This window comes from Pseudomonas sp. GM24 (genome assembly GCF_000282235.1).
In the GTDB taxonomy this organism is placed as follows: Bacteria; Pseudomonadota; Gammaproteobacteria; order Pseudomonadales; family Pseudomonadaceae; genus Aquipseudomonas.
Map to the genome: position 1 here is coordinate 1 of NZ_AKJR01000025.1, position 20,930 is coordinate 20,930.

Genomic DNA, 20,930 nt, shown 5'->3' on the forward strand with positions numbered 1-20,930 from the left:
TGGCCGGTATGAAAGACTCCAAAGTGATCGTTGCGATCAACAAGGACGAAGAAGCACCGATCTTCCAGGTGGCCGATTACGGCCTGGTCGCGGACTTGTTCGAAGCCGTACCGGCGCTGCAGCAATTTCTGTAAGAACTCATCGGCAGGCGAGCGCAGCGCTCGCCTGCCGCAGGTTCAGTCGTACGATCCTTTGCCTGGCATTTTGATGCCATGCAAGTTCACTTTGCGGTACAGCGTCGCACGGGAGATCCCCAGTTCTCGCGCGGCCAACAGGGGTTTCCAGCGGTTGCGCACAAGCGTGTCGATCAACGCCTGGCGTTCCGGGCTGCCGCTGACGTTCTCCTGGCCTTTCACTGGTGCACTTGCGCCGAGTGTCACTGGCAGATCATCTACGCCGATCACTTGGCTTTTACACACAGCGCAGGCGTATCGCAGCACGTGATGCAGTTGCCGCATGTTGCCCGGCCAGCTGTAATTCAACAGCATTTCCAGCGCAGATTCGCTCAGTTCCACACGCTCGCCCGAGCGCTCGCACTCGTCGTCCAGCAGTGAGTTGATCAACGCCAGCTTGTCTTTGCGTTCGCGTAGTGGCGGTATATCGAAGCGTGCGCCGCTCAGGCGAAAAAACAGATCTTCACGAAAGCTGCCGGCTTCCACCAGCGTGGCAATGTCGCGGTGGCTGGCACAAATCACCTGAATATCGATGGCCTGGGTGCGCGCGCCGCCCAGGGGGGCCACTTCACCTTCGCTGAGTACGCGCAACAAGCGCGTTTGCAAAGCCAGGGGCATGTCGCCGATTTCGTCGAGAAACAACGTGCCGCCGTCGGCCTGCTGCAACAGGCCTCGCATGCCTTTGGTTGAGGCGCCCGTAAAGGCGCCTGCGGCATAACCGAACAATTCACTCTCTATCAGGCTCTCGGGGATCGCCGCACAATTCACTGCGACAAAGGGCTTATCCCGACGTTCGCTGGCGGCATGCAATTGCAGCGCAAAAAACTCCTTGCCCGCACCGGTTTCACCATGGATCAGCACGGGGAGACCACGATCCTTGACCCGTACCGCCAGCTCCATTGCCTGTGCAACCTTGGGGTCCGGCGCTGATGCCGGGTGGCCGGCTACCGCGGCGCCGATGGGGCGACGGGGTGACTTGAGGCGCACATGCAACCCTATCGACGGCAGAAAGTGGAGGCTGTCATCCCCAGCGGCGGGCAACTTTGCTGAGGTGAAGGCTTCGTCAATATGCGCGGGGATTCGACCACAGCTCTGTAACAGCAGGCGCCGCGCGGCGGGGTTGAGCGCCTCTATGCGGCCATCCCGGTCCCAGGCGAACAGGCATTGCGGCTGGCTGTCGACATAGCCGGGCAGGGGGTGTGCCCGTAATACCCACAGGTCTTGGGTGCTGTACATGAAGTAGGCATTTTCGAGTTCCGTGGCGCTTTGAATGACCATTTGCCGAATCAGATGCTGGCTGCGGCGGTCATCCGGAGCACGCACTGAAGACACGTCCAGTACTGCCAGGATCTCGCCGCTGGGGGAAAAAATCGGCGCCGCAGAGCAGGTATTGCCGATAAACGCAGCACGAAAATGATCGAGTTTGTGCACGGTGACCGGCAGCTTGTCGATCAGCACCGCGCTGACGGCGGTCGTGCCTTCCTCCTTCTCCGACCAGCATGTGCCGACGTCCATGCCGGAGCGCCGGTACTCGCCACGCAGGGCTGAGTCGATCCGGTAATCGACGGTACATCCCAGGGTATCGGTGAGCATCACACAGTAGTCGGCGTCGCGTACGCGGCTGTGCAGACGTGACATTTCATCACCTGCCAGGTGCAGGAAATCGTCGACACGCTGGCGATGCTCATTGATCTGGTGAGCCTCCAGCACCCTCGGTCCCTGTAAGGACCCCGGGTCGAGCTTGTAGTGCTGTACCGAGCGACGCCAGGAATCGAGGATGGCATTCGGCACCGGCAGGGTCGGGGCATTCTGGGCAGTGCGCAATACGCGACTCACGTGTTCCACATGAGTCTTCGAAAAACCAGAGGACATGGTACCTCCGAAGGTTGGATCTTATTTTTCTGTTGATGGCCATTAAAGGCGGCTTGGCCAATCCCTTCAAGCTGAATCCGTCAGCCGGTGTCGGTGAGACATAACCGCTCAGTATTCGCAACGTCCCACGTGAGACTGGAGCGGTTATGTCTTACGACAGGCAGTGGGGCGATTGCGATTAATCAAGCATTGAGCCTTCTATTCCGGGCTTTGTGGCTGGATATAAAGGTGTTGGCATCCCACTTGCTCTGTCTGTCTCAGCAGACCGCATCGAACGGTCGCATCTCAACAACAATAATGACAGAGGCACTACATGAGTGAATTCAACGCTGTGAATTTCTCCCTGAACGGCAAGGTTGCCCTGGTGACCGGCGCTGGCCGTGGCATTGGCCAGGGTATTGCGCTGAGCCTTGCCCAGGCGGGCGCTGACCTGGTGCTGGCCGATTACGACTTGGGGATCGCGCAAGAGGCTGCCGCCTTGGTCCAGGCCCTGGGGCGTCGGGCTGTGGCCCTGCAAGTTGACGTCAGCAAACCCGAGAGTGTCGCCAGTTTGATTGAGCAGGTCAGGGTGCACTTTGGCCGCCTGGATGTGGCGATCAACAACGCGGGCGTTGTCAGCCTCGGTCGGGTCGATGAGTTGGCCGTCAGCGAGTGGGACCGCATCATGAACATCAACGCCCGTGGCGTATTCCTCTGCTGCCAGGCCGAACTCAAGCTGATGCGCGAGCATAACTTCGGACGCATCATCAATCTGGCCTCGATTGCCGGCAAAGTCGGTTTCCCGGACCTCTCCCATTACAGCGCCTCCAAGTTCGCTGTGATCGGTTTTACCAATGCCTTTGCCAAGGAAGTTGCCCGCGAAGGCATCACGGTTAACGCCCTCTGCCCAGGCGTGGTGGGCACCGGGATGTGGCGCGGTGATGAGGGGCTTTCCGCGCGCTGGGCGCAACCCGGCGAAACCGAAGTGCAATCCTGGGAGCGGCATCAGTCCAGCCTGCTGCCTCAAGGGCAAGCGCAAACAGTGGAAGACATGGGCCAATTGGCCGTTTACCTGGCGTGCGCGCCACACGTTACCGGGCAGGCGATTGCTGTTGATGGCGGCTTCTCGCTCTAACTGACCCCGTTCACTTATCAAGTTTACGTCCGCTGAATTCTTATTCAGGGGAGCGGATACGGCTTGCCTGCAACTTTGTTATTGCGTTGAAGCCTGCAGGCGCTCTGATCGAAACAGGAGAACATAATGACAACTACAGTTCTGGCCAAACGTTCCGTTGGAACCGACGTTATCAACTACGACGCTATTGTGATTGGTGCAGGTTTCGGCGGCATTTACATGCTCAAGAAATTGCGCGATGAACTTGGCTTAAAGGTGCGCGCCTTCGACAAGGCCGGTGGCATCGGAGGTACCTGGTTCTGGAACCGCTACCCCGGCGCGTTATCCGACAGTGAATCGTTCGTCTATTGCTTCTCCTGGGACCGCGAACTGTGCCAGGAATGGGACATCACCACGCGCTACCTGACCCAGCCACAGATCCTGTCCTACCTGAACCACGCCGTGGATCGCCACGACCTGCGCCGCGATATCCAGCTTGAAACAGGCATCACCGCCGCCGTGTTCGATGAGCAGAGCAGCCGCTGGCTGGTCACGGCCGATGATGGTCATCAATACAGCGCAAAATACCTGGTGACGGCGCTGGGCCTGTTGTCCGCGACGAATGTGCCCAAGATCAAAGGCCTCGATCAGTTCAAGGGGAGCATGTATCACACTGCCAACTGGCCGGCCGACGCTGTGCTGGAAGGCAAGCGCGTAGGTGTGATCGGCACGGGTTCGACAGGGTGCCAGGTCATCACCGCGATCGCACCGACGGTCGGCCACCTCACCGTGTTCCAGCGCTCTGCCCAGTACACCGTGCCGGTGGGCAACGGCCCGGTCAGTCGTGATTACGTCGACGACATTAAACGCAACTACGACGCGATCTGGCAGGAGGTGCGGTCCTCGCGCCTGGCGTTCGGCTTCCCCGAAAGCGACATTCCCACCATGAGTGTGGATGCTGCTGAACGCAAAGCCATCTTCCAGCGCGCCTGGGACGGCGGCGGCGGTTTCCGCTACATGTTCCAGACCTTTAACGATATCGCCACCAGTGAAGAGGCCAACATCGAGGCGCAAAACTTCGTTCGCGAGAAAATCGCCGAGATCGTCAAGGATCCGGAAACAGCCCGCAAGTTGATGCCCCGCGATCTCTACGCCAAGCGCCCGCTGTGTGACAGCGGTTACTACGCTACCTTCAACCGCGCCAACGTGTCGCTGGTGGACGTCAAGGCCAACCCGATCGAAGAAATCACTGCCAAGGGCATTCGTACGGCAGATGGGGTTGAGCACGAACTGGATGTGTTGGTGTTTGCCACCGGTTTTGATGCCGTGGACGGTAACTACAAGCGCATCGATATCCGTGGGCGCGACAACACCTCGATGAAAGATCACTGGGCGGACGGCCCGTCCAGCTACCTGTCGGTGGCCACCGCCAAATTCCCGAATATGTTCATGATCCTGGGGCCTAACGGTCCGTTTACCAATCTTCCGCCGACGATTGAGACCGAAGTGGAGTGGGTCTGCGACCTAGTTGGTTTCATGGAGCAGAACGAGCTCGCCTGTGTGGAGCCGTCTGCGCGAAGCGAGCAGGAATGGGGCAAGACTTGCCAGGACATTGCTGATCAAACGCTTTTTGCCAAGACTGATTCGTGGATCTTCGGTGCCAATATCCCCGGCAAAAGCAACAAGGTGTATTTCTACATGGGGGGATTGGGAGCCTTCAACGAACATTTGGCAGCGGTCAAGAACGATGACTACCGGGGCTTCAAGTTCAAGGCCGTCAGTCTCGAAGGCGCGACCAAGCGTCGCGTAACGGAGAACCTGCAATGAACTTGAACAACCCCGAACTCATGCGTCATCAAGCCTTTATCGACGGTGAATGGCTGGCGGCAGACAGCGAAGCCACGATCACGGTGAGCAACCCATCGACGGGCGCCACTATCGGCCAGGTGCCGCGCATGGGCAAGGCTGAGACACGCCGGGCCATCGAAGCGGCTGAGCACGCGTTGCCGGCCTGGCGTGAGCTGTCGGCCAAGGCGCGTGCCAATGCGCTGCGCCGTTGGTACGACTTGATTATCGAAAACCAGCATGACCTAGCGCACATCATGACGCTGGAGCAGGGTAAGCCGCTGCCTGAAGCGCTGGGTGAAATCGTCTTCGCCGCGTCCTATATCGAGTGGTATGCGGAGGAAGCGAAGCGGGTCTACGGCGATATCATCCCAGGCGCAACGAACAAGCGTCTGCTGGTCATCAAGCAGCCCGTGGGTGTTTGCGCCGCCATTACGCCGTGGAACTTTCCCAGCGCAATGATCACCCGCAAAGCCGGTCCGGCGCTGGCCGCGGGTTGCACAATGGTCATCAAGCCGGCCTCCCAGACGCCGTTCTCGGCACTGGCGCTGGTGTACCTCGCCGAACAGGCAGGCATTCCCAAAGGTGTGCTGTCGGTGGTCACGGGTGCTGCGGCAGAGATTGCCGAGGAGCTGACTAGCAACCCGGTCGTACGCAAGATTTCCTTCACGGGGTCCACTGAGATCGGGCGCCAGATCATGGGAAAATGCGCTGAAGACATCAAAAAAGTCTCTCTGGAACTGGGCGGCAACGCGCCCTTTATTGTATTCGACGATGCCGACCTGGACGCTGCCGTTGAGGGTGCGCTCGCTTCGAAGTTTCGCAATGCAGGGCAGACCTGCGTCTGCGCCAATCGCTTGTACGTGCATGACAAGGTGTATGACGCTTTCGTCGACAAACTGGCTTGCGCGGTGGGCGCTCTGAAGATTGGCGATGGTTTTAGCGAGGGCGTCACGCTTGGGCCGCTGATTGATGGCAAGGCCGTCGCCAAGGTACGCGAGCATATTGAGGATGCCTTGGCCAAAGGCGCCAAGGTAGTCCAGGGCGGTGGTGCACATACCCAGGGCGCCAATTTCTTTGAGCCCACGATCCTGGTGGATGTGCCGGACACCGCGCGCGTCGCCAAAGAGGAGACTTTCGGCCCGCTTGCACCGGTCTTTCGCTTCTTCGATGACGCCGAGGTCATCGCTAAAGCCAACGACACCGAGTTCGGCCTGGCGGCGTATTTCTACACCGCAAACCTGAGCCGGGTGTTTCGTTTGGGCGAGGCGCTGGAGTACGGAATCGTCGGAGTCAACACCGGCATTATCAGCTCCGAAGCCGCGCCGTTTGGTGGGGTCAAGGCGTCGGGTGTTGGCCGCGAAGGCTCCAAATACGGGCTGGAGGATTACCTGGAGATCAAATACCTGTGCCTGGCCGGCATTTGATCTGTAGCGCCCCATTTTTCAACTGATTGCTTTCTTGAATGACCGCCAGGGCGCTGCCCTGCGGTCCGGTCAACGCTGTGTCGTAAAACATAAAAACAATAGGATAAATCGACATGAACATCGCTTGGAAATTGCCGCTGGGGCTCGGGCTCCTGTCATGCATCGCTGTGCCGGCCTCGGCGGACGACGCCGCCTCGAGATGGGGGACCGGAGATTGGGGCGGGGTACGCAGTGAGCTACTGGAACAGGGCGTTGACGTGATCGTCGGTTACGTCGGCGAAGCTGCCACCAATGTCCACGGAGGCTATAACCATGACCGTACGGCGCGCTACACCGCGCAATGGGCACTGGGCACTCACCTGGACTTGCAAAAATTACTCGGCTGGAATGACGCAGAGTTCCAGTTGCTGGTGACGGAACGCAACGGTAACAACCTCTCCAACGAGCGCGTTTCTGATCCCCGCGCGCCACAACTCAGTTCGGTGCAGGAGGTGTGGGGCAGGGGACAGACCTGGCGCCTGACCCAGATGTGGTACCGCCAGAAATTTTTCAACAGCGCCCTGGATCTCAAGTTCGGCCGCGTGGGCGTCAACGAAGACTTCGCCAGTTTTCCCTGCGACTTCCAGAGTCTGTCGTTTTGCAGTGCCCCCATCGGCAACGTCGCCGGTGATGTCTGGTACAGCGGACCAGTGAGCCAGTGGGGCGGGCGCGTGCGCTATAACCTCGATGATCGCTGGGCGGTGCAGGTCGGGGTGTATGAGCAAAATCCGTCGTACCTGGAGACAGGCAACGGTTTCAAGCTCAGGGGCAGTGGCACCAAAGGCGCGTTGGTGCCGGTGGAGGTCATCTGGAAGCCAACCGTCGGTAAAGATGCCTTACCCGGTGAATACCGCTTGGGTTACTACCACAGCAGTGCCAGCGCCAACGATCTGTACGACGACGTCAACGGTAACCCGCAGGTGTTGACCGGCCAGGCGCCAAAGTCACGCAGTAGCAAACACGGCGCATGGATAATCGGCCAACAGCAGCTCACAACCCGTAACGGCGATGCTTCGCGCGGTCTGAGTGTTTTTGCCAGCCTGACCGTGCATGACAAAGCCACCAGCGGTATCGAAAGCTTCCAGAATATCGGCGCGGTCTACAAAGGCCCGTTTGATGCGCGGCCCCAAGATGACCTCGGCGTGGGTATCGCACGTCTCAAGGTGAATGACGACGTGACCAAGCGCCAGCGCCTTATCAACGACACCACGGGCATCAGTGATTACGACGACCCACAGTACGTTCCTGTGCAGCACAGCGAATACAACATCGAACTTAATTACGGCGTACACGTGACCAACTGGCTGACCGTGCGCCCGAACGTGCAGTACGTGCGCAATCCAGGTGGCGTATACGAGGTGGACAATGCCTGGGTCGCCGGTATGAAGCTGCAGGCAAGCTTCTGAGCTTGGGCAGGTGTGTGAGCAGTCTGTAACCCCCATCACGAATAAGAAGGAACACCAGCATGACTAAGTCCTTGGGAAAAGTCGCTTTTGTAACCGGTGCCGGTCAAGGGATCGGAGAGGCCATTGCCTTGCGCATGGCGGCCGATGGTTTCGCCGTAGCCTGTGCCGATATGAACCTTGAAACAGCCTGTCAGGTGGCCGAAAACATCAGGAGAACCGGCGGCAAAGCCCTGGCGATTAAGGTCGATGTGGCCGACCGCGAGGATGTTTTCAAGGCCGTGCAGGCAGCGGTGGATGGTTTGGGTGACCTGCATGTGGTCATCAATAACGCAGGCATTGCGCCCATTGCGCCCATCGAATCGATTACGCCAGAGATCTATCGCCGCACGTTCGACATCAACGTGGGCGGTGTGCTCTGGGGCATACAGGCAGCAGTAAAGGCGTTCAAGGCGTTAGGTCACGGCGGCAAAATCATCAGCGCTTCTTCGCAGGCGGGTCATATCGGCAACCCTGACCTGGCTGTGTACGGCGGGACCAAGTTTGCCGTGCGTGGTATCACCCAGACCGCAGCTCGGGAATTGGCTCATCTGGGTATTACGGTAAACGCCTACTGCCCTGGCATCGTAAATACACCGATGATGCGCAAGGTTGCCCAGGACGTGGCTGATAACGCCAATCAAAGCATTGAATGGGGGATGGAACAATTTGCCCAGCACATCACCTTGAAACGGCTTTCCCAGCCCGAGGACGTGGCAGCCTGTGTTTCGTTTCTGTCTGGCCCTGACTCTGACTACATGACAGGGCAGGCCGTGATCATTGATGGCGGAATGGTATTTAACTGATTCGTCATTCTTGCAGAGGAGCGCTCAAGCGTGCACCCGTTGAGCGTTTCACGCATGCGACGTGAGGGAAAGAGATGACTATCACCAAATGTATTGCATCGCCGGGCAAATTTCTGGTCCAGGCCGATGCGTTGGTAAATTTAGCGGTCCATGGTAAGGCCTTCGGGGCCAATGCGTATCTGATCTGCGATCAATTTATCGTTGGCCGGGTTCATGAGAAAGCGATGCCAGGGTTCAACAACGAACAACGCGCAGAGTTGGCGGTGTTTGGAGGGCAGTGTTGCGACAGTGAAATCAACCGGCACGTGGAAGCGGCGCGTGGTGCTGATTATGTCGTCGGGATAGGGGGCGGGAAAACACTGGATACCGCTAAGGCGGCGGCACACTTCCTGGAAAAACCCGTGCTGATCCTGCCTACCCTAGCCTCTACGGACGCGCCCTGTACTGCGATTTCGGTGATTTACAACGAAGACGATACGTTTAATCGCTATTTGTTTTTATCCAAAAACCCGGACGTTGTTTTAGCCGATACACGCATTCTGGCCGAGCAACCCCCGCGTTTTTTTGCTGCGGGCGTGGGTGACGGTCTGGCCACATATTTCGAGGCGCGGGCGTGTTTTTCCGCGCATCGCGACAATCTGATCCTGGGCAATGACGGCAAGATGCTCAAACCCACATTGATCGGGTTTGCGATTGCGCAAAAGTGCTACGAGACCATCAAAAAGTATTCGGCCCAAGCGGCATTCGCAGTGCAGAAGAAAGCCATTACCGCCGCCCTGGAGAATACGATTGAGGCCACCATCTACATGTCGGCGGTCGGGGCTGAGTCGGGTGGTTGCGCCGCTGCGCATGCGATCCATAACGGGATGACCAACGTGCATGATCTGCACGGCGCGCAGCACGGAGAAAAGGTTGTGTTCGGCCTGTTCACCCAGCTCGTGATGGAAGCTGCACCTATGGCGGAGATTGAGGAGGTGGTGGACATTGCCATGGCCGTGGGTTTGCCTCTGACGCTCGAAGACTTGGGGCTCAAACACTTCAAAGAAGCGGAGTGGAGAAAAGTCGCCGAGTTGGCCTGCGATAAAAACGACACGATGCACAACATGCCTTTCACGGTGACGCCGGACCTTGTGTATGACGCGATCGTGGCGACTGACGCATTGCTGCGTGGTTTCAAGCGACAAAAGGCTGTGCACTAGCCACTTGATTGGGTGCCCGTGTTGAGGCGTTTACAGCGCTCGAAAACGGTTTGGCGCCGTCAATTGTTCAAATCGATTGGAGGCGCCTTTTTTAGTGCAGAACTGACGGTTACCCGTATCAGTGAGTCTGCGCGATGCCTTTGAGCTTGGCGACTTGGGTTGCCAATACATCCATCAAGTCCGGGGATAGGCAGTCGTAGGTCTCCAGTCCGATTGAGCGCAGACGTGTACGGATGCCCTTCATCTGCTCAGGAGGGGTGCCGGTTTCAATGATCGAAGAAACGAACGCCGCGAACCCCGGTGCAGACCAGCCCGTTTGCGGGGACAATTCGGTATGAACGAAGTCCAGACCATAAAACGCGTGATCCTTGTTCTCGATACGTCCGTACAGGTGTGCATGACACGCCTTGCAGGCATGGCGCTGAATAACCGCCGTATCGTCAACGATAGCGAGCTTCTGCGCGTTTGCGGTGACGCTGACATTCGCCCGTGGCACGACCGCGATCACGGCGAATTTGGCACCCTCCGGTTTCCAGCATTTACTGCAACCACAAGCGTGGTTATGAAGTGTCTGAGCATCGATGGCAATTTCGACTTTATCGGTGGGGCACAGGCATTGCAGCGTGCCTCCGGCAAAGTTCGTGGCGGCAGGGGATAGACCGCTATCCAGGGAAGGATGAAGTTTTATCTCGGTCACAAGGTATCTCCAGATCGATAACGAGCGTGGGAAGGCGACAGGGCCTTGCGGCCCTGAGCCTAACTTCAGTACTTGATGACAGTGCGGATCGACTTGCCTTCATGCATCAGGTCGAACGCTTCATTGATGCGCTCCAATGGCATGGTGTGCGTCACGAAAGGCGCGAGCTCGATTTCACCTTTCATCGCGTCCTCAACCATTTTTGGCAGCTGAGTGCGACCTTTGACGCCGCCGAAAGCGGAGCCTTTCCAGGTACGCCCGGTGACGAGCTGGAACGGACGGGTCGAAATTTCCTGCCCGGCACCTGCTACACCGATGACGATCGATTGGCCCCAGCCACGGTGTGCACTTTCCAGCGCGGCGCGCATGACATGAACGTTACCGATGCATTCGAACGAGTGGTCGACACCCCATCCGGTCGCTTCGATGATGACTTGCTGGATAGGCTTATCATGATCCTTCGGGTTGATGCAGTCAGTGGCGCCGAAAGACCGGGCGAGCTCAAATTTGCCAGGGTTGGTGTCGACGGCAATAATGCGTCCGGCTTTGGCCTGACGCGCGCCTTGAATCACGGCGAGCCCGATACCACCGAGTCCGAATACCGCGACGGTGTCTCCCGGTTGCACCTTGGCCGTGTTGTGCACTGCACCAATGCCGGTGGTGACGCCGCAGCCAAGCAGGCATACATGCTCATGGTTGGCCTGCGGATTGATCTTTGCGACGGATACTTCAGCCACCACGGTGTACTCGCTGAACGTCGAGCAACCCATGTAGTGGTATAGCGGTTGACCATTGTAGGAAAACCGAGTGGTGCCATCCGGCATCACGCCTTTGCCTTGTGTTTCACGGACGGCGACGCACAGGTTGGTTTTGCCAGACTTGCAGAACAGGCACTCGCCACATTCGGCGGTATAAAGCGGAATGACATGATCACCGGGCTTGAGGCTGGTAACGCCTTCACCGACCTCAACGACCACGCCTGCACCTTCGTGCCCTAATACAACAGGAAACAGACCCTCGGGATCATCGCCCGACAGCGTGAAGGCATCGGTATGGCACACACCGGTGTCGGTAATCTTGATCAGCACCTCGCCAGCGCGTGGCGGCGCAACGTCGATCTCGACAATCTGAAGTGGCTTGCCGGGTTCAAATGCAACTGCAGCACGGGATTTCATAAAGCTTTATCTCCAAGTGGTAATACTTTCAGGCCGAGGCGTTGGTCTGGATCGAAGAGGCTTGCAGGCGATGGCATGAGCTCAGTACCCACCACTGACCCTATTCATCGATGAGTTTTTGCCAAGCGGGGCGAAAGCAGCCGGAACGTCTCCATCAGCACTATTTGTAGTGCAACGGAGTATCCGGACAAGGGCGTCAATCGCGGGAATCGGGTTACCGGAAAGCTTAGGCGTTCATCAGAAAAACAAACATGCCCGTTCTGTTTGGTGACTACGGTCGGTTTGTTTCTAATCAACTGAGCGCTAACGGCTCACGCAGGTAGACGCTCAATCGGTCTGGTGATTTGCCGCTCTCAGCGGGTGGGCCAACAGGTCAGCCAGTTGATGAGTAAAGCGCTGAAGCGTGACCTCGTTTCGCGTAAAAAAATGTACAGAACCGACTCTGTGTTCCTCGATCAATTCGGCCTTCTTGAGCAATGACAAGTGCTGGGACACCGTCGATTGTGCCAGCCCGCAACGCAGGGCAATCTGGCCAGCGCACACGCCGAATTCGCGACCGTAGGCTTGCTGAGGGAAATACCGAATCGCGTCTTTCAGCCAGCCAAGTATCTTTCGTCTCAGCGGGTGTGCGATCGCATGCAGGATCAATTGAGGGGAAGGCGAAGGCGAAGCGAGCATCGCTTGCTGATCAGTATTGGACATGTCTGATCCTCGATTTCATAGCGCTGGCAAGCCTCATGTCGAGGCCTGCACAGACAGTGCACACGACATCCGACTGGCATCAGTCGAGCAGGTCGGCAATGGATTCGGCGGCAATCTGATACGAGCGGCAACGTGCCGCGGGGTCATAAATCCTCGCATCGATGATCACTTCATCCACCTGAGTGGTAGCGATGAACTGGCGCAGCCAACTGCCGACATCGTCCACGTCACCCACTGCAGTGCAAGACATGGCTTGGGCCAGGCTCTGTCGATCATAGGCGGAGATCCGCTCCATATAGCCTTCTTCCGGACGCGGTAATGGGCCTGCCTTACCAGCGTACAAATGGCTGACCCACTGTCGATGTGAGCTGGCGATGTAGTCAGCCTCGGCCCGGGAAGGGGCCGCGAAGACATTTGCACCAGCGATAACATAGGGGCTGCTTAAAACGGTCGAGGGTCGGAACGTACTGCGGTAGTGGTTAATCGCTTCCATCAAAAAACGCGGGGCAAAATGCGAAGCGAATGCATAGGGCAATCCCATTTTTGCCGCAAGGTCAGCACTGTTGATACTGGAACCCAGCAACCAGAGCGGGATGTCGTGGTGCCCCGGGATTGCCCGCACCGGCTGTTTGCCGTTGTCCGTCAGATAGTCCTGCACTTGTCGCAGGTCTTGCGTGAAGTCGCGTTCGGAGGCGTCGCCGCGCAAGGCGCGGATTGCTGGCCCGGCTGATCCAGGCGCTCTGCCAATGCCCAGATCGATACGCCCCGCAAATAACGTTTCCAACGTTCCGAACTGCTCCGCGACTACGAGGGGCGAGTGGTTAGGCAGCATGATCCCGCCAGAGCCTACGCGCAGGGTGCGTGTTGCTGCCGCCAGATGCTGAATCAGCAGGGTGGTCGCCGAGGATGCGATACCCGGCAGGTCGTGATGCTCGGCGATCCAGTAGCGTTTATAACCGTGAGCTTCCACGTGTTGCGCCAGCGCAACCGCATCATCAAGGGTGTCAGCGAAGGTTTTGTCTTCGCCAATCATCATCAGATCCAGTACAGAGAGGGCTGTCATTACAGGCTCCATTTCAAATCGGGTTCACAAGGCAATGCGGTCTTACTTCAATGGGAAGTTCGCCCATTGCGGATGGGCTTCAAGGCGTCGATCAATATCGCGCAGCGTTGCGAGGCATCGCTGGAGTTTCAGGTAGATGTCGCCACCATAATCCCAGCCGAGCACGCCAATGCTGCCGGTGTAGCCAACGCGATTCAGCGCGGCAATCAACGCGAAGTTGTCCATCTCGCCACGATCAACCGGCTCCATCGTGGCCACGCCGCCCCAGCCCAGTTGCGAAAGCGCGCTACCGGACGTCACCACTTGCATCAGCCATGGCTTCATTGCCAAGAGGCGTGCTTCAAGCGCTCCTTCCTGGCTGGCGTACCAGTGATAACCATTGAACGAGGCACCCAGGCACGGGTGAGCAAACAGTTCGCAGATCTGCACGACTTGTTCGGTAGTCTGGGTCACATGATGCAGATGGGGATACAGCGCGATTCGCAGTCCACGCTGCTCGGCAATGGGCAGCAGCGACTCGATGAATCCAAGAATGGCTTGAGCACCATTGACGCTGGTTTGTATCGCCAGCTCGATAAGCTCGACACCTTCGACGGTTTCAACGATGCGTTGTATCAGACTGTCGTTACGCCCCTCGTGTAGCACCAGATAAAGCCCCTCGACGTGCAAGCCGTGGGTTTCCCTGACACGGGGCAATAAAGTGAGATCGGTCAGCGGTGTACCACCCCAGGCCGCGACAGTGATGCCGTCATAACCCAGTTCGGCCAACATTTCGCACTGCGTTTGAAAGGCGTAAACGCCCATCGATGAGTAGAAAAATGAATCGAGTGCATGGATACGATGAGCCATGATTTATCTCCTGGGCTCAGCGCGGTGAGTCGGTCAGAACGGACCATTCGGGATGAACCGCCAACCGGTGCTCCATGGAGCGAAACGCAGTGACCGAACGGCGCAGGTTGCCATAGACGTCACCGCCCATACTCTCCCAGCCAAGAACGCCAAAGCGTCCGTCGAAACCACGACGTTCGAGGGCGCCCAACAACACGAAGTTGTCCATTTCCCCTTCATCGAGCGGTTCGATTGTCGCCAGGCCGCCCCATCCCAGTGGCGAGCGCCGGGTGCCGGCGATATTGACCTGTTTCAGCCAGGGCCAAACCGCATCAAGACGCTGTTCAAGAGCCTGCTCCTGCATCGCATACCAGTGATAACCGTTGAAAACGATATTGAGTAGCGGGTGGTTGAACTCTTCGCACAGTGCCACGGCTTCGGCGGTTGTCTGCATGCCGTAGCGCGCGTGGGGATAAAGATTGATCTCAAGGCCTCGACGCTCGCAGATCGGCAGCAGGTGCTCAAGCATTCTGCGGTCAGCGTCGGTGACTTCGTCGCCTGAATGCAGGGCCAGCTCAATCGTGGTGCAGCCCTCAATGGTTTCGAAGATGTTGGTTACAAACGATTCCAGACCTTGGCGATAGATCAGGTAGACGGCACCTACGTCCAGGCCCCAAGTGGGTTTGACCTGGGCAATCGACTGCAAGTCTTTACTCCAGGCAGATATCGTCATCCCTTGGTAGCCGAGTTCGGCGAGCATTTCGCACTGTGCTGCCAACGGGTAAGTGCCCAATGCGGTCTGAAAGATGAAATCCATGTGATGAAGAGGGCGATTCATGAGCGGGCCTGCATGGGTGAGGGTTCGACCGGAAGTGATGCACTGGGGAAGTGTGGGAGGAGGTATTCGCCCAGCTCATCGATGACTTCCGAGGCGTGACGTCGCTGAGGTTTGAAGTGCAGGGCAACGTGACCGACGCCCTGATCCTGTTGACGCTTCCAATGCTCGATCAATGCGTTGCGACCGGCACGCAGCACCCGACCCGCCTGCAGTGGAAAGTTCGGGTCGCGGTCCAGATCAAACAGGGTGCCGTAGCCGTAGGGCTTGTAAATCCCCTGGCCATAGACCGTGCGCCAGCGTTCGATGATTTGCGGAATCAGGATCGGATTGGAGATATACGAGAGAATGCCGTCGGTGTTTTCGCCAATCCACTCCAGCGACTGGCCGGCCTGACCCACAATAATGGTCGGCAGGCGTGAACCCACAGGCTTGGGGATAAGGTCGATATCACCATTCAACTGGCCATAAAACTTAGAGGCATGCACTGGCCAGTGGGTTTCGGTTGCAGCGCGGATGATCGCCAGCGCATCACGGAAACGCTCGGCGCGATTATTGAAATCAAACCCGAAAGCAGGGTATTCCACCGGACGGTCGCCGGTGGCCAGCCCGAGGATAAATCGTCCCCCTAGCAACTGATCGATGCTCGCGGCCTGTTTGGCAACGATCAATGGATCGCGTAAAGGGAGAACGATGCCCGCGGTACCGATGGCGATATTACGGGTCACGCCAGCCAGAAATCCGGCGTACACCAGAGGGTCAAGAATCTGCCCCACATCACCGAAGTTCGGGTCATAGAACGGTACATCGCGAAGCCAGATGGCGGAAAAACCAGCCTCATCAACCCGGCGAGCCAACTGCGCATGATCCTGCAGAGTCGGACCCGGACTGTCGGGGTAACTTTCCAAGGGGGCGATGAAGCCAAACGTCAGATGACCGGGCTGAAAAACCCGCGCATAACCGCGGTGCTGTTGCAGTTCCGGCGCACTCGTATAGCGAGAGGACATGATTTTCGAGGGCTCTTCTGTAATCCAGGATGGCAGAGGCTTCGCGAGGCGATACGCCTTGGGGTGAAGCCACGATTTCGGTGACTATAGGTTGTATGATGTGAAAGAAAAACAGGATGCAGTTCCGAACATTTATGAATAAAACGCTCAAATAGATCGGAGTCGTCATGGACCATTTTGGAGCGCTCGGCGCGTTCGTTCAGGCCGCGCAAACGCGCAGCTTTACCGAGGCTGGACGAAGAACTGGCGTATCTTCATCGGCTGTCAGCAAGGCCGTGGCACGTTTGGAGGAAGAACTCGGCGTCAGGTTGTTTCACCGCTCCACACGCGCGATAACGCTGACCTCCGAGGGCAGTGTGTTCCTTGAGCGCTGTCACCGTATTTTTGCGGAGTATGAGGTCGCCAAACGGGAGATCACCGAGGCTGCTGGTAAACCCCAGGGCAAATTGCGTCTGGGCTTGCCCCAGTTGGGCATGCGTTTGATGCCTCACTTGATTGCGTTTCAGCAGGCCTATCCCGACGTGGAGCTGGAGCTTGAATTCAGTGATCGGCTGGTCAACGTCATCGAGGAGGGTTTTGATGCGGTGATGCGTATCGGTGAGGTCGAAGACTCGCGCCTGACAATGCGCAAGCTCAATGGCTACAGCCATCGGCTCGTTGCATCGCCTGACTACCTTGCAACCCGTGGTACGCCTGCACGGCCGTCAGATCTCGCCGGCCATTCCTGCCTCCGTTACCGGTATCCAACCAGTGGCAAACTCGACCCTTGGCCACTGCTGACAAAAAAGGGTCAGGACAGCTATGAACCCGGGCAGTCGGCAACCGCCAATGCGATAGAGCCGCTCATGGCGATGGCTGAGGCTGGATTGGGAATCGCGTGCCTGCCGGATTTTTTTGTCGAAGATGCCATCACCGATGGAAGATTGGTTGCGCTTCTGGATCGCTACATGAGCGATCACCGTACGTTCAGCATTCTTTGGCCATCCAGTCGCCACCCTTTGCCGAAAATAAAAGCGTTCGTCAGCTTCATGACTGAGCGACTGGCGTGATGTGCCACCGTTGACCACAACGCAAAACGCCGATGCACTGGATTGCTCCAGTGCATCGGCATTCAAGTACTACGCAGAGAGTTACGCTGTGCGGGATGCCTTCGCGGCAAAGGCGCCGTCACCCAGCAGTGCAACAACCAATGCCGTCACGGACAAATAGATCGGGTATTCCCAGCCGCCGTTGGCATTGGTGAAACTCCAGCCGTTGCCGAAGTGGACGGTTGCGGCGACGAACAGCTGAACCACCGCCAAGGCGGCCACCCAGCGTGCGTAAACACCCAATACCAACATCAAGCCGCCGATCACTTCAAATGCCATGACCGGGTAAGCGAGGAAGCCCGGAAAACCGATGGATTCAAAAAAACCTGCGGTACCTGCGGGCGTGAAAACAAACACTTTGGTCAGGCCGTGAGCGATAAACATGATGCCCAGGGCGAGGCGCATCACAAATGCAGCGTAGGGGGCGGTGCGAGAGTCAATCATGGTGTAGCTCCTTTTTGTTTAATGAGTCAGTGACAGCGTTTGGGTCAGCCATGTCGAGAAGTCAGCCAGTTCTTCAGCGATGATCTCGTGGGCCATTTCGTAGAAATGGGTTTCGTGGACGACGCCGATTCGATCCAGCCAAGCGTCCGCTTCCTTTGCCCAGTCCACTGGCAATACGCCGTCGTGGTGACCGTGAGCGATGAATGCCGACACTGACTTGAGACGCTCAGGCGAGGCGACCTTCGGAGCAATCTCGCGCAGCATTCGGCCGCTGAGAATCGCAAAACCTTGCACCAGTTCAGGCTCGGTCACGCCCAGACTCGCGCTCATGATGCCGCCCTGACTGAAGCCTGCGATGACCGTCGGCAACTGGGGCAGTGCGTCTATAAAGGTGTGCAGCAGATGCCGGCTGGCTTCTGCTTGTTCTTGATTGAACGAAGGGCCATTACTGGTGAAGTTCACCTGATACCAGGCGAAGCCCTGAGGCCCGACCTGCAGGGGAGCACGCAGCAAAATCACTTCCAGACCTTCGGGTAGCGATTGAGCCATAGACGCAAGGTTGGCTTCATTCGACCCCACGCCGTGCAGCAGAATCAGTCGGCCCTTGGGCGCTGCAACGCTGCAGCCCTTGCGGAAAAAGAGGCCCGATTGCGGCTCGCGGGCCGCTTCGGAAAAAGTCGTATCACGCATGGTTGGTAACGCCTTGATTGAGAGGAGTGGATTCAGATCCATCTTCGTTTTTCGAGGAAAACAGGTAACTGTCCATCGCCAGCACGCCGTAGGACACGCCGCCTTCCAGCACGCGGGTGTCATAACGTTCGCCGGCGGCACCCAGAGCGATCAGCAACGGCAAAAAGTGCTCATCTGTCGGGTGAGCGCGCTCGGCAGAGGGCGCCTGTTGCCGGTAATCCAGGAGTTGATCGGTTTGCCCGGCACGCAGTGTTTGCGCGGTCCAGGCCGCGAAGGCCTTCACGTAATCCGCACCCTCGCGGGTCGCTCCGCGAAACTCATACAAGTTATGAGTCAGGCTGCCGGACGCTACGATCAGCACGTTCATGTCACGCAGTGGTTTAAGCGCTTCACCGAGTTTCCAGGCCTGATGGGTATCGAGCCGCGCGGGCATCGACACCTGAACCACGGGTATGTCGGCTTCGGGCGCCAAGTACATCAGTGGCACCCACGCCCCATGGTCCAGCCCGCGCTGGTGATCGAGTCGGGATGTCCAGCCTGCTGCCTGCAGCAGTTTGACGATGTGGGCAGCCAGGATCGGGGCACCCGGTGCCGGGTAGCGCAATTGGTACAACTCGTCGGGAAAACCGCCGAAGTCGTGAATGGTTTGCGGGGCGGTGCTCGCCGTGACATTGACTTCACCACGGGTCATCCAGTGCGGAGACAGGATGACAATGGCATCAGGTCGCGGCAGTTCGCGACCGAGCTCGGCCAGACGCGGACCAGCCAGACCGGGCTCGATGGCAAACAGCGGAGCACCATGAGACACAAACAGCAGGGGGAACGAGGTGTTCATGGTGAAAGCTCCAATGTGATTACTTGTTCAGCCAGACCGGGGCGATCGAGGTGCCCAGACCGGCGCCGTAGCCGAGGTAGATATTCAGGCCGGCGAGTGGCTCCAGGTAACGTGCGTTGATCAGTCCACCGGTGTTCACCGCATTCCAGCCCAGGCTGTAGGCGAGGGTGATAGCGGTTTGTTTGGCACGCTCACTGTCGCTGGCGACGAACACACTGCCTTTCTGGTTATCCGCGAACGTCGGACCATCGGCGAGTACTTGAGCGAACAAGGTGTTAAAGGCTTTGACGACGTGCGCTTGAGGCACTGCTTTGGCGATTTCTTCGCCGGCGCTGGTCTCGTGACCGATGGTCAGCGACATGTAGTCGGCGCTCAGCGGGTTAGTGATGTCGATGATCACCTTGCCAATCAGATCGCCCAGGCTTTGCAGCGCAGCTACGGCATCGGGGTAGGCGGTGGCAATTACTACGACATCGCTGTCGCCCAGAGCCTCTGCTGCCGGGTAAGCCTGTGCATTTTCAAACTGAGCAGCCAGTGCCTTGGCCTTTTCCATGTCACGGCCAGTGACTCGAACGATGTGTCCGGCGGCGGACAATTGCTTGGTGAACGCCGAACCCATGTTGCCGGTACCCACGACTGTAATTTTCATAGTGACTTCATCTCCGTTGATGTTCGTTTCGATGGGCTCAGTTTATAGGTTGTAAAAATGAGATAAATAAGGCGAAATGTGATTAATAGTTCCACTTAGTGAGACAGTTATGGACAGGGCGTTAGAGATGCAGGTGTTCTGCACGGTGGTGGATAAAGGCAGCTTCGTCGGCGCAGCCGAGCCGTTGGAGATGTCGAAGGCGGCTATTTCGCGTTACGTCAGTGGGCTTGAAGAACGCCTGGGCGTGCGACTGCTGCATCGCACCACACGCAAGCTTTCAATGACGGAGGAAGGGCGTCAGTTCTATCACCAGGCACGCGATGTACTGACGCTCATGGATCAAGCGGAAGAGGCGGTTTCGTCGTCGGCGCCCGAGCCGAGCGGTGTACTGCGGATCAATGCGCCGGTCAGTTTCGGGGTGCTGCACTTGGCTCCGGTGTGGGCAGACTTCATGAAGGTGTACCCCAACGTTGAACTGGATATCAGCCTGAATGACCGGTTGGTGGATCTGGTGGAGGAGGGCTTTGATGCCGCCGTTCGCATTGCGCGGATGGAAAGTTCTTCTCTGGTGGGGCGACGTCTGGCGGGTACGCGAATGTGCTTGTGCGCCTCGCCCGAGTACCTGGCCAATCACCCTGAGATTCGCTCGCTGTCTGACCTGAATGAGCATGGCGTGATCGCCTACACCAACTTTGCCAGCGGCAACGAGTGGCAGTTCGAAGGGCCTCATGGAAGCGAGACTGTGCGTACCCGCTCGAGTGTGCGCTGCAACAATGGTGATACCTGTCGAAGCATCGTGCTGGCAGGTGGTGGCATTGCCTTGCAGCCCAGTTTCATGGTGGCCGAAGACCTGCGCAAAGGGGATCTGGTTGAGATTCTGCCAGCGTATCAATCGGTGGAATTGGGCATCTATGTGGTCTATCCCACGCGCAAGCATCTGGCAACCAAAGTCCGCGTGTTGATCAACTTTCTGGCTGAGCGTTTCGCTCTCCCGCAATGGGAGCGCTAGAACAGGTTCAGC

Annotated in this window: 20 protein-coding genes and 1 pseudogene; 9 read left to right on the forward strand and 12 right to left on the reverse strand. The window is 57.8% G+C overall.

Annotated features, from left to right (window positions below):
- Positions 1 to 134, forward strand: a pseudogene (locus PMI23_RS29725) (electron transfer flavoprotein subunit alpha/FixB family protein); the annotation flags it as partial.
- A 42-nt stretch (positions 135 to 176) separates the two neighbouring features.
- Here the strand turns inward: PMI23_RS29725 and PMI23_RS04170 are convergent.
- Positions 177 to 2,045 (reverse strand): sigma-54-dependent Fis family transcriptional regulator, encoded by a 1,869-nt coding sequence (locus tag PMI23_RS04170; RefSeq protein WP_007910349.1) that lies wholly within the window; start codon positions 2,043 to 2,045, stop codon positions 177 to 179.
- A 313-nt stretch (positions 2,046 to 2,358) separates the two neighbouring features.
- Between PMI23_RS04170 and PMI23_RS04175 the strand changes: the two genes are divergently transcribed.
- From PMI23_RS04175 to PMI23_RS04200, 6 genes are all read left to right on the forward strand, one after another.
- A complete protein-coding gene (locus PMI23_RS04175; RefSeq protein WP_007910348.1) occupies positions 2,359 to 3,159 on the forward strand; it encodes an SDR family NAD(P)-dependent oxidoreductase in 801 nt (266 codons plus the stop codon).
- A 126-nt stretch (positions 3,160 to 3,285) separates the two neighbouring features.
- Positions 3,286 to 4,965 (forward strand): flavin-containing monooxygenase, encoded by a 1,680-nt coding sequence (locus tag PMI23_RS04180; protein ID WP_007910345.1) that lies wholly within the window; start codon positions 3,286 to 3,288, stop codon positions 4,963 to 4,965.
- Positions 4,962 to 6,410 carry an NADP-dependent succinate-semialdehyde dehydrogenase gene (gabD, locus tag PMI23_RS04185; protein WP_007910343.1) on the forward strand — a complete coding sequence of 483 codons (1,449 nt, stop codon included), beginning with the start codon at positions 4,962 to 4,964 and terminating at the stop codon, positions 6,408 to 6,410. The genes PMI23_RS04180 and gabD overlap by 4 nt, the downstream gene beginning before the upstream one ends.
- 113 nt (positions 6,411 to 6,523) lie before the next feature.
- On the forward strand, positions 6,524 to 7,855 hold the full coding sequence (locus PMI23_RS04190) for a carbohydrate porin (RefSeq protein WP_007910341.1): 1,332 nt from the start codon (positions 6,524 to 6,526) through the stop codon (positions 7,853 to 7,855).
- Positions 7,856 to 7,914: 59 nt separating this feature from the next.
- Positions 7,915 to 8,697: a (S)-acetoin forming diacetyl reductase gene (locus PMI23_RS04195; RefSeq protein WP_007910339.1), complete on the forward strand. Its 783-nt coding sequence runs from the start codon at positions 7,915 to 7,917 to the stop codon at positions 8,695 to 8,697.
- A 74-nt stretch (positions 8,698 to 8,771) separates the two neighbouring features.
- A complete protein-coding gene (locus PMI23_RS04200) occupies positions 8,772 to 9,896 on the forward strand; it encodes a glycerol dehydrogenase (RefSeq protein WP_007910337.1) in 1,125 nt (374 codons plus the stop codon).
- A 118-nt stretch (positions 9,897 to 10,014) separates the two neighbouring features.
- On the opposite strand, the gene gfa is transcribed toward PMI23_RS04200, so the two are convergent.
- The 7 genes from gfa to PMI23_RS04235 form a co-directional block, all read right to left on the reverse strand.
- A complete protein-coding gene (gene gfa / locus PMI23_RS04205; RefSeq protein WP_007910336.1) occupies positions 10,015 to 10,593 on the reverse strand; it encodes an S-(hydroxymethyl)glutathione synthase in 579 nt (192 codons plus the stop codon).
- A gap of 65 nt (positions 10,594 to 10,658) precedes the next feature.
- On the reverse strand, positions 10,659 to 11,768 hold the full coding sequence (locus PMI23_RS04210; RefSeq protein WP_007910335.1) for an S-(hydroxymethyl)glutathione dehydrogenase/class III alcohol dehydrogenase: 1,110 nt from the start codon (positions 11,766 to 11,768) through the stop codon (positions 10,659 to 10,661).
- Positions 11,769 to 12,095: 327 nt separating this feature from the next.
- Positions 12,096 to 12,470 (reverse strand): ArsR/SmtB family transcription factor, encoded by a 375-nt coding sequence (locus tag PMI23_RS04215; RefSeq protein ID WP_007910334.1) that lies wholly within the window; start codon positions 12,468 to 12,470, stop codon positions 12,096 to 12,098.
- A 79-nt stretch (positions 12,471 to 12,549) separates the two neighbouring features.
- Positions 12,550 to 13,533 (reverse strand): LLM class flavin-dependent oxidoreductase, encoded by a 984-nt coding sequence (locus tag PMI23_RS04220; protein WP_007910326.1) that lies wholly within the window; start codon positions 13,531 to 13,533, stop codon positions 12,550 to 12,552.
- 42 nt (positions 13,534 to 13,575) lie between these two features.
- Positions 13,576 to 14,382, reverse strand: coding sequence for a sugar phosphate isomerase/epimerase family protein (locus PMI23_RS04225; RefSeq protein ID WP_007910324.1), 807 nt, complete (start codon positions 14,380 to 14,382; stop codon positions 13,576 to 13,578).
- 16 nt (positions 14,383 to 14,398) lie between these two features.
- On the reverse strand, positions 14,399 to 15,199 hold the full coding sequence (locus tag PMI23_RS04230; protein WP_007910322.1) for a sugar phosphate isomerase/epimerase family protein: 801 nt from the start codon (positions 15,197 to 15,199) through the stop codon (positions 14,399 to 14,401).
- Positions 15,196 to 16,203: an LLM class oxidoreductase gene (locus PMI23_RS04235; RefSeq protein ID WP_007910321.1), complete on the reverse strand. Its 1,008-nt coding sequence runs from the start codon at positions 16,201 to 16,203 to the stop codon at positions 15,196 to 15,198. The genes PMI23_RS04230 and PMI23_RS04235 overlap by 4 nt, the downstream gene beginning before the upstream one ends.
- Positions 16,204 to 16,370: 167 nt before the next feature.
- On the opposite strand from PMI23_RS04235, the gene PMI23_RS04240 reads away from it, so the two are divergent.
- Positions 16,371 to 17,252 carry a LysR family transcriptional regulator gene (locus PMI23_RS04240; RefSeq protein WP_007910320.1) on the forward strand — a complete coding sequence of 294 codons (882 nt, stop codon included), beginning with the start codon at positions 16,371 to 16,373 and terminating at the stop codon, positions 17,250 to 17,252.
- An 81-nt stretch (positions 17,253 to 17,333) separates the two neighbouring features.
- Here the strand turns inward: PMI23_RS04240 and PMI23_RS04245 are convergent, their stop codons facing one another.
- From PMI23_RS04245 to PMI23_RS04260, 4 genes are read right to left on the reverse strand one after another with little or no spacing between them, the layout of a single operon-like run.
- A complete protein-coding gene (locus PMI23_RS04245; protein WP_007910319.1) occupies positions 17,334 to 17,735 on the reverse strand; it encodes a DoxX family protein in 402 nt (133 codons plus the stop codon).
- An 18-nt stretch (positions 17,736 to 17,753) separates the two neighbouring features.
- Complete coding sequence (locus tag PMI23_RS04250) at positions 17,754 to 18,425, reverse strand: alpha/beta hydrolase (protein WP_007910318.1); 672 nt, start codon at positions 18,423 to 18,425, stop codon at positions 17,754 to 17,756.
- The gene (locus PMI23_RS04255) at positions 18,418 to 19,260 is read right to left on the reverse strand and encodes a DODA-type extradiol aromatic ring-opening family dioxygenase (protein ID WP_007910317.1); all 843 of its coding nucleotides are present in this window, start codon (positions 19,258 to 19,260) and stop codon (positions 18,418 to 18,420) included. The genes PMI23_RS04250 and PMI23_RS04255 overlap by 8 nt, the downstream gene beginning before the upstream one ends.
- A gap of 19 nt (positions 19,261 to 19,279) precedes the next feature.
- Complete coding sequence (locus PMI23_RS04260; protein ID WP_007910316.1) at positions 19,280 to 19,909, reverse strand: NADPH-dependent F420 reductase; 630 nt, start codon at positions 19,907 to 19,909, stop codon at positions 19,280 to 19,282.
- Between the two features lie 109 nt (positions 19,910 to 20,018).
- On the opposite strand from PMI23_RS04260, the gene PMI23_RS04265 reads away from it, so the two are divergent.
- Positions 20,019 to 20,918, forward strand: a complete 900-nt coding sequence (locus tag PMI23_RS04265; RefSeq protein ID WP_007910315.1) for a LysR family transcriptional regulator — start codon at positions 20,019 to 20,021, stop codon at positions 20,916 to 20,918.
- Positions 20,919 to 20,930 lie beyond the last annotated feature (12 nt).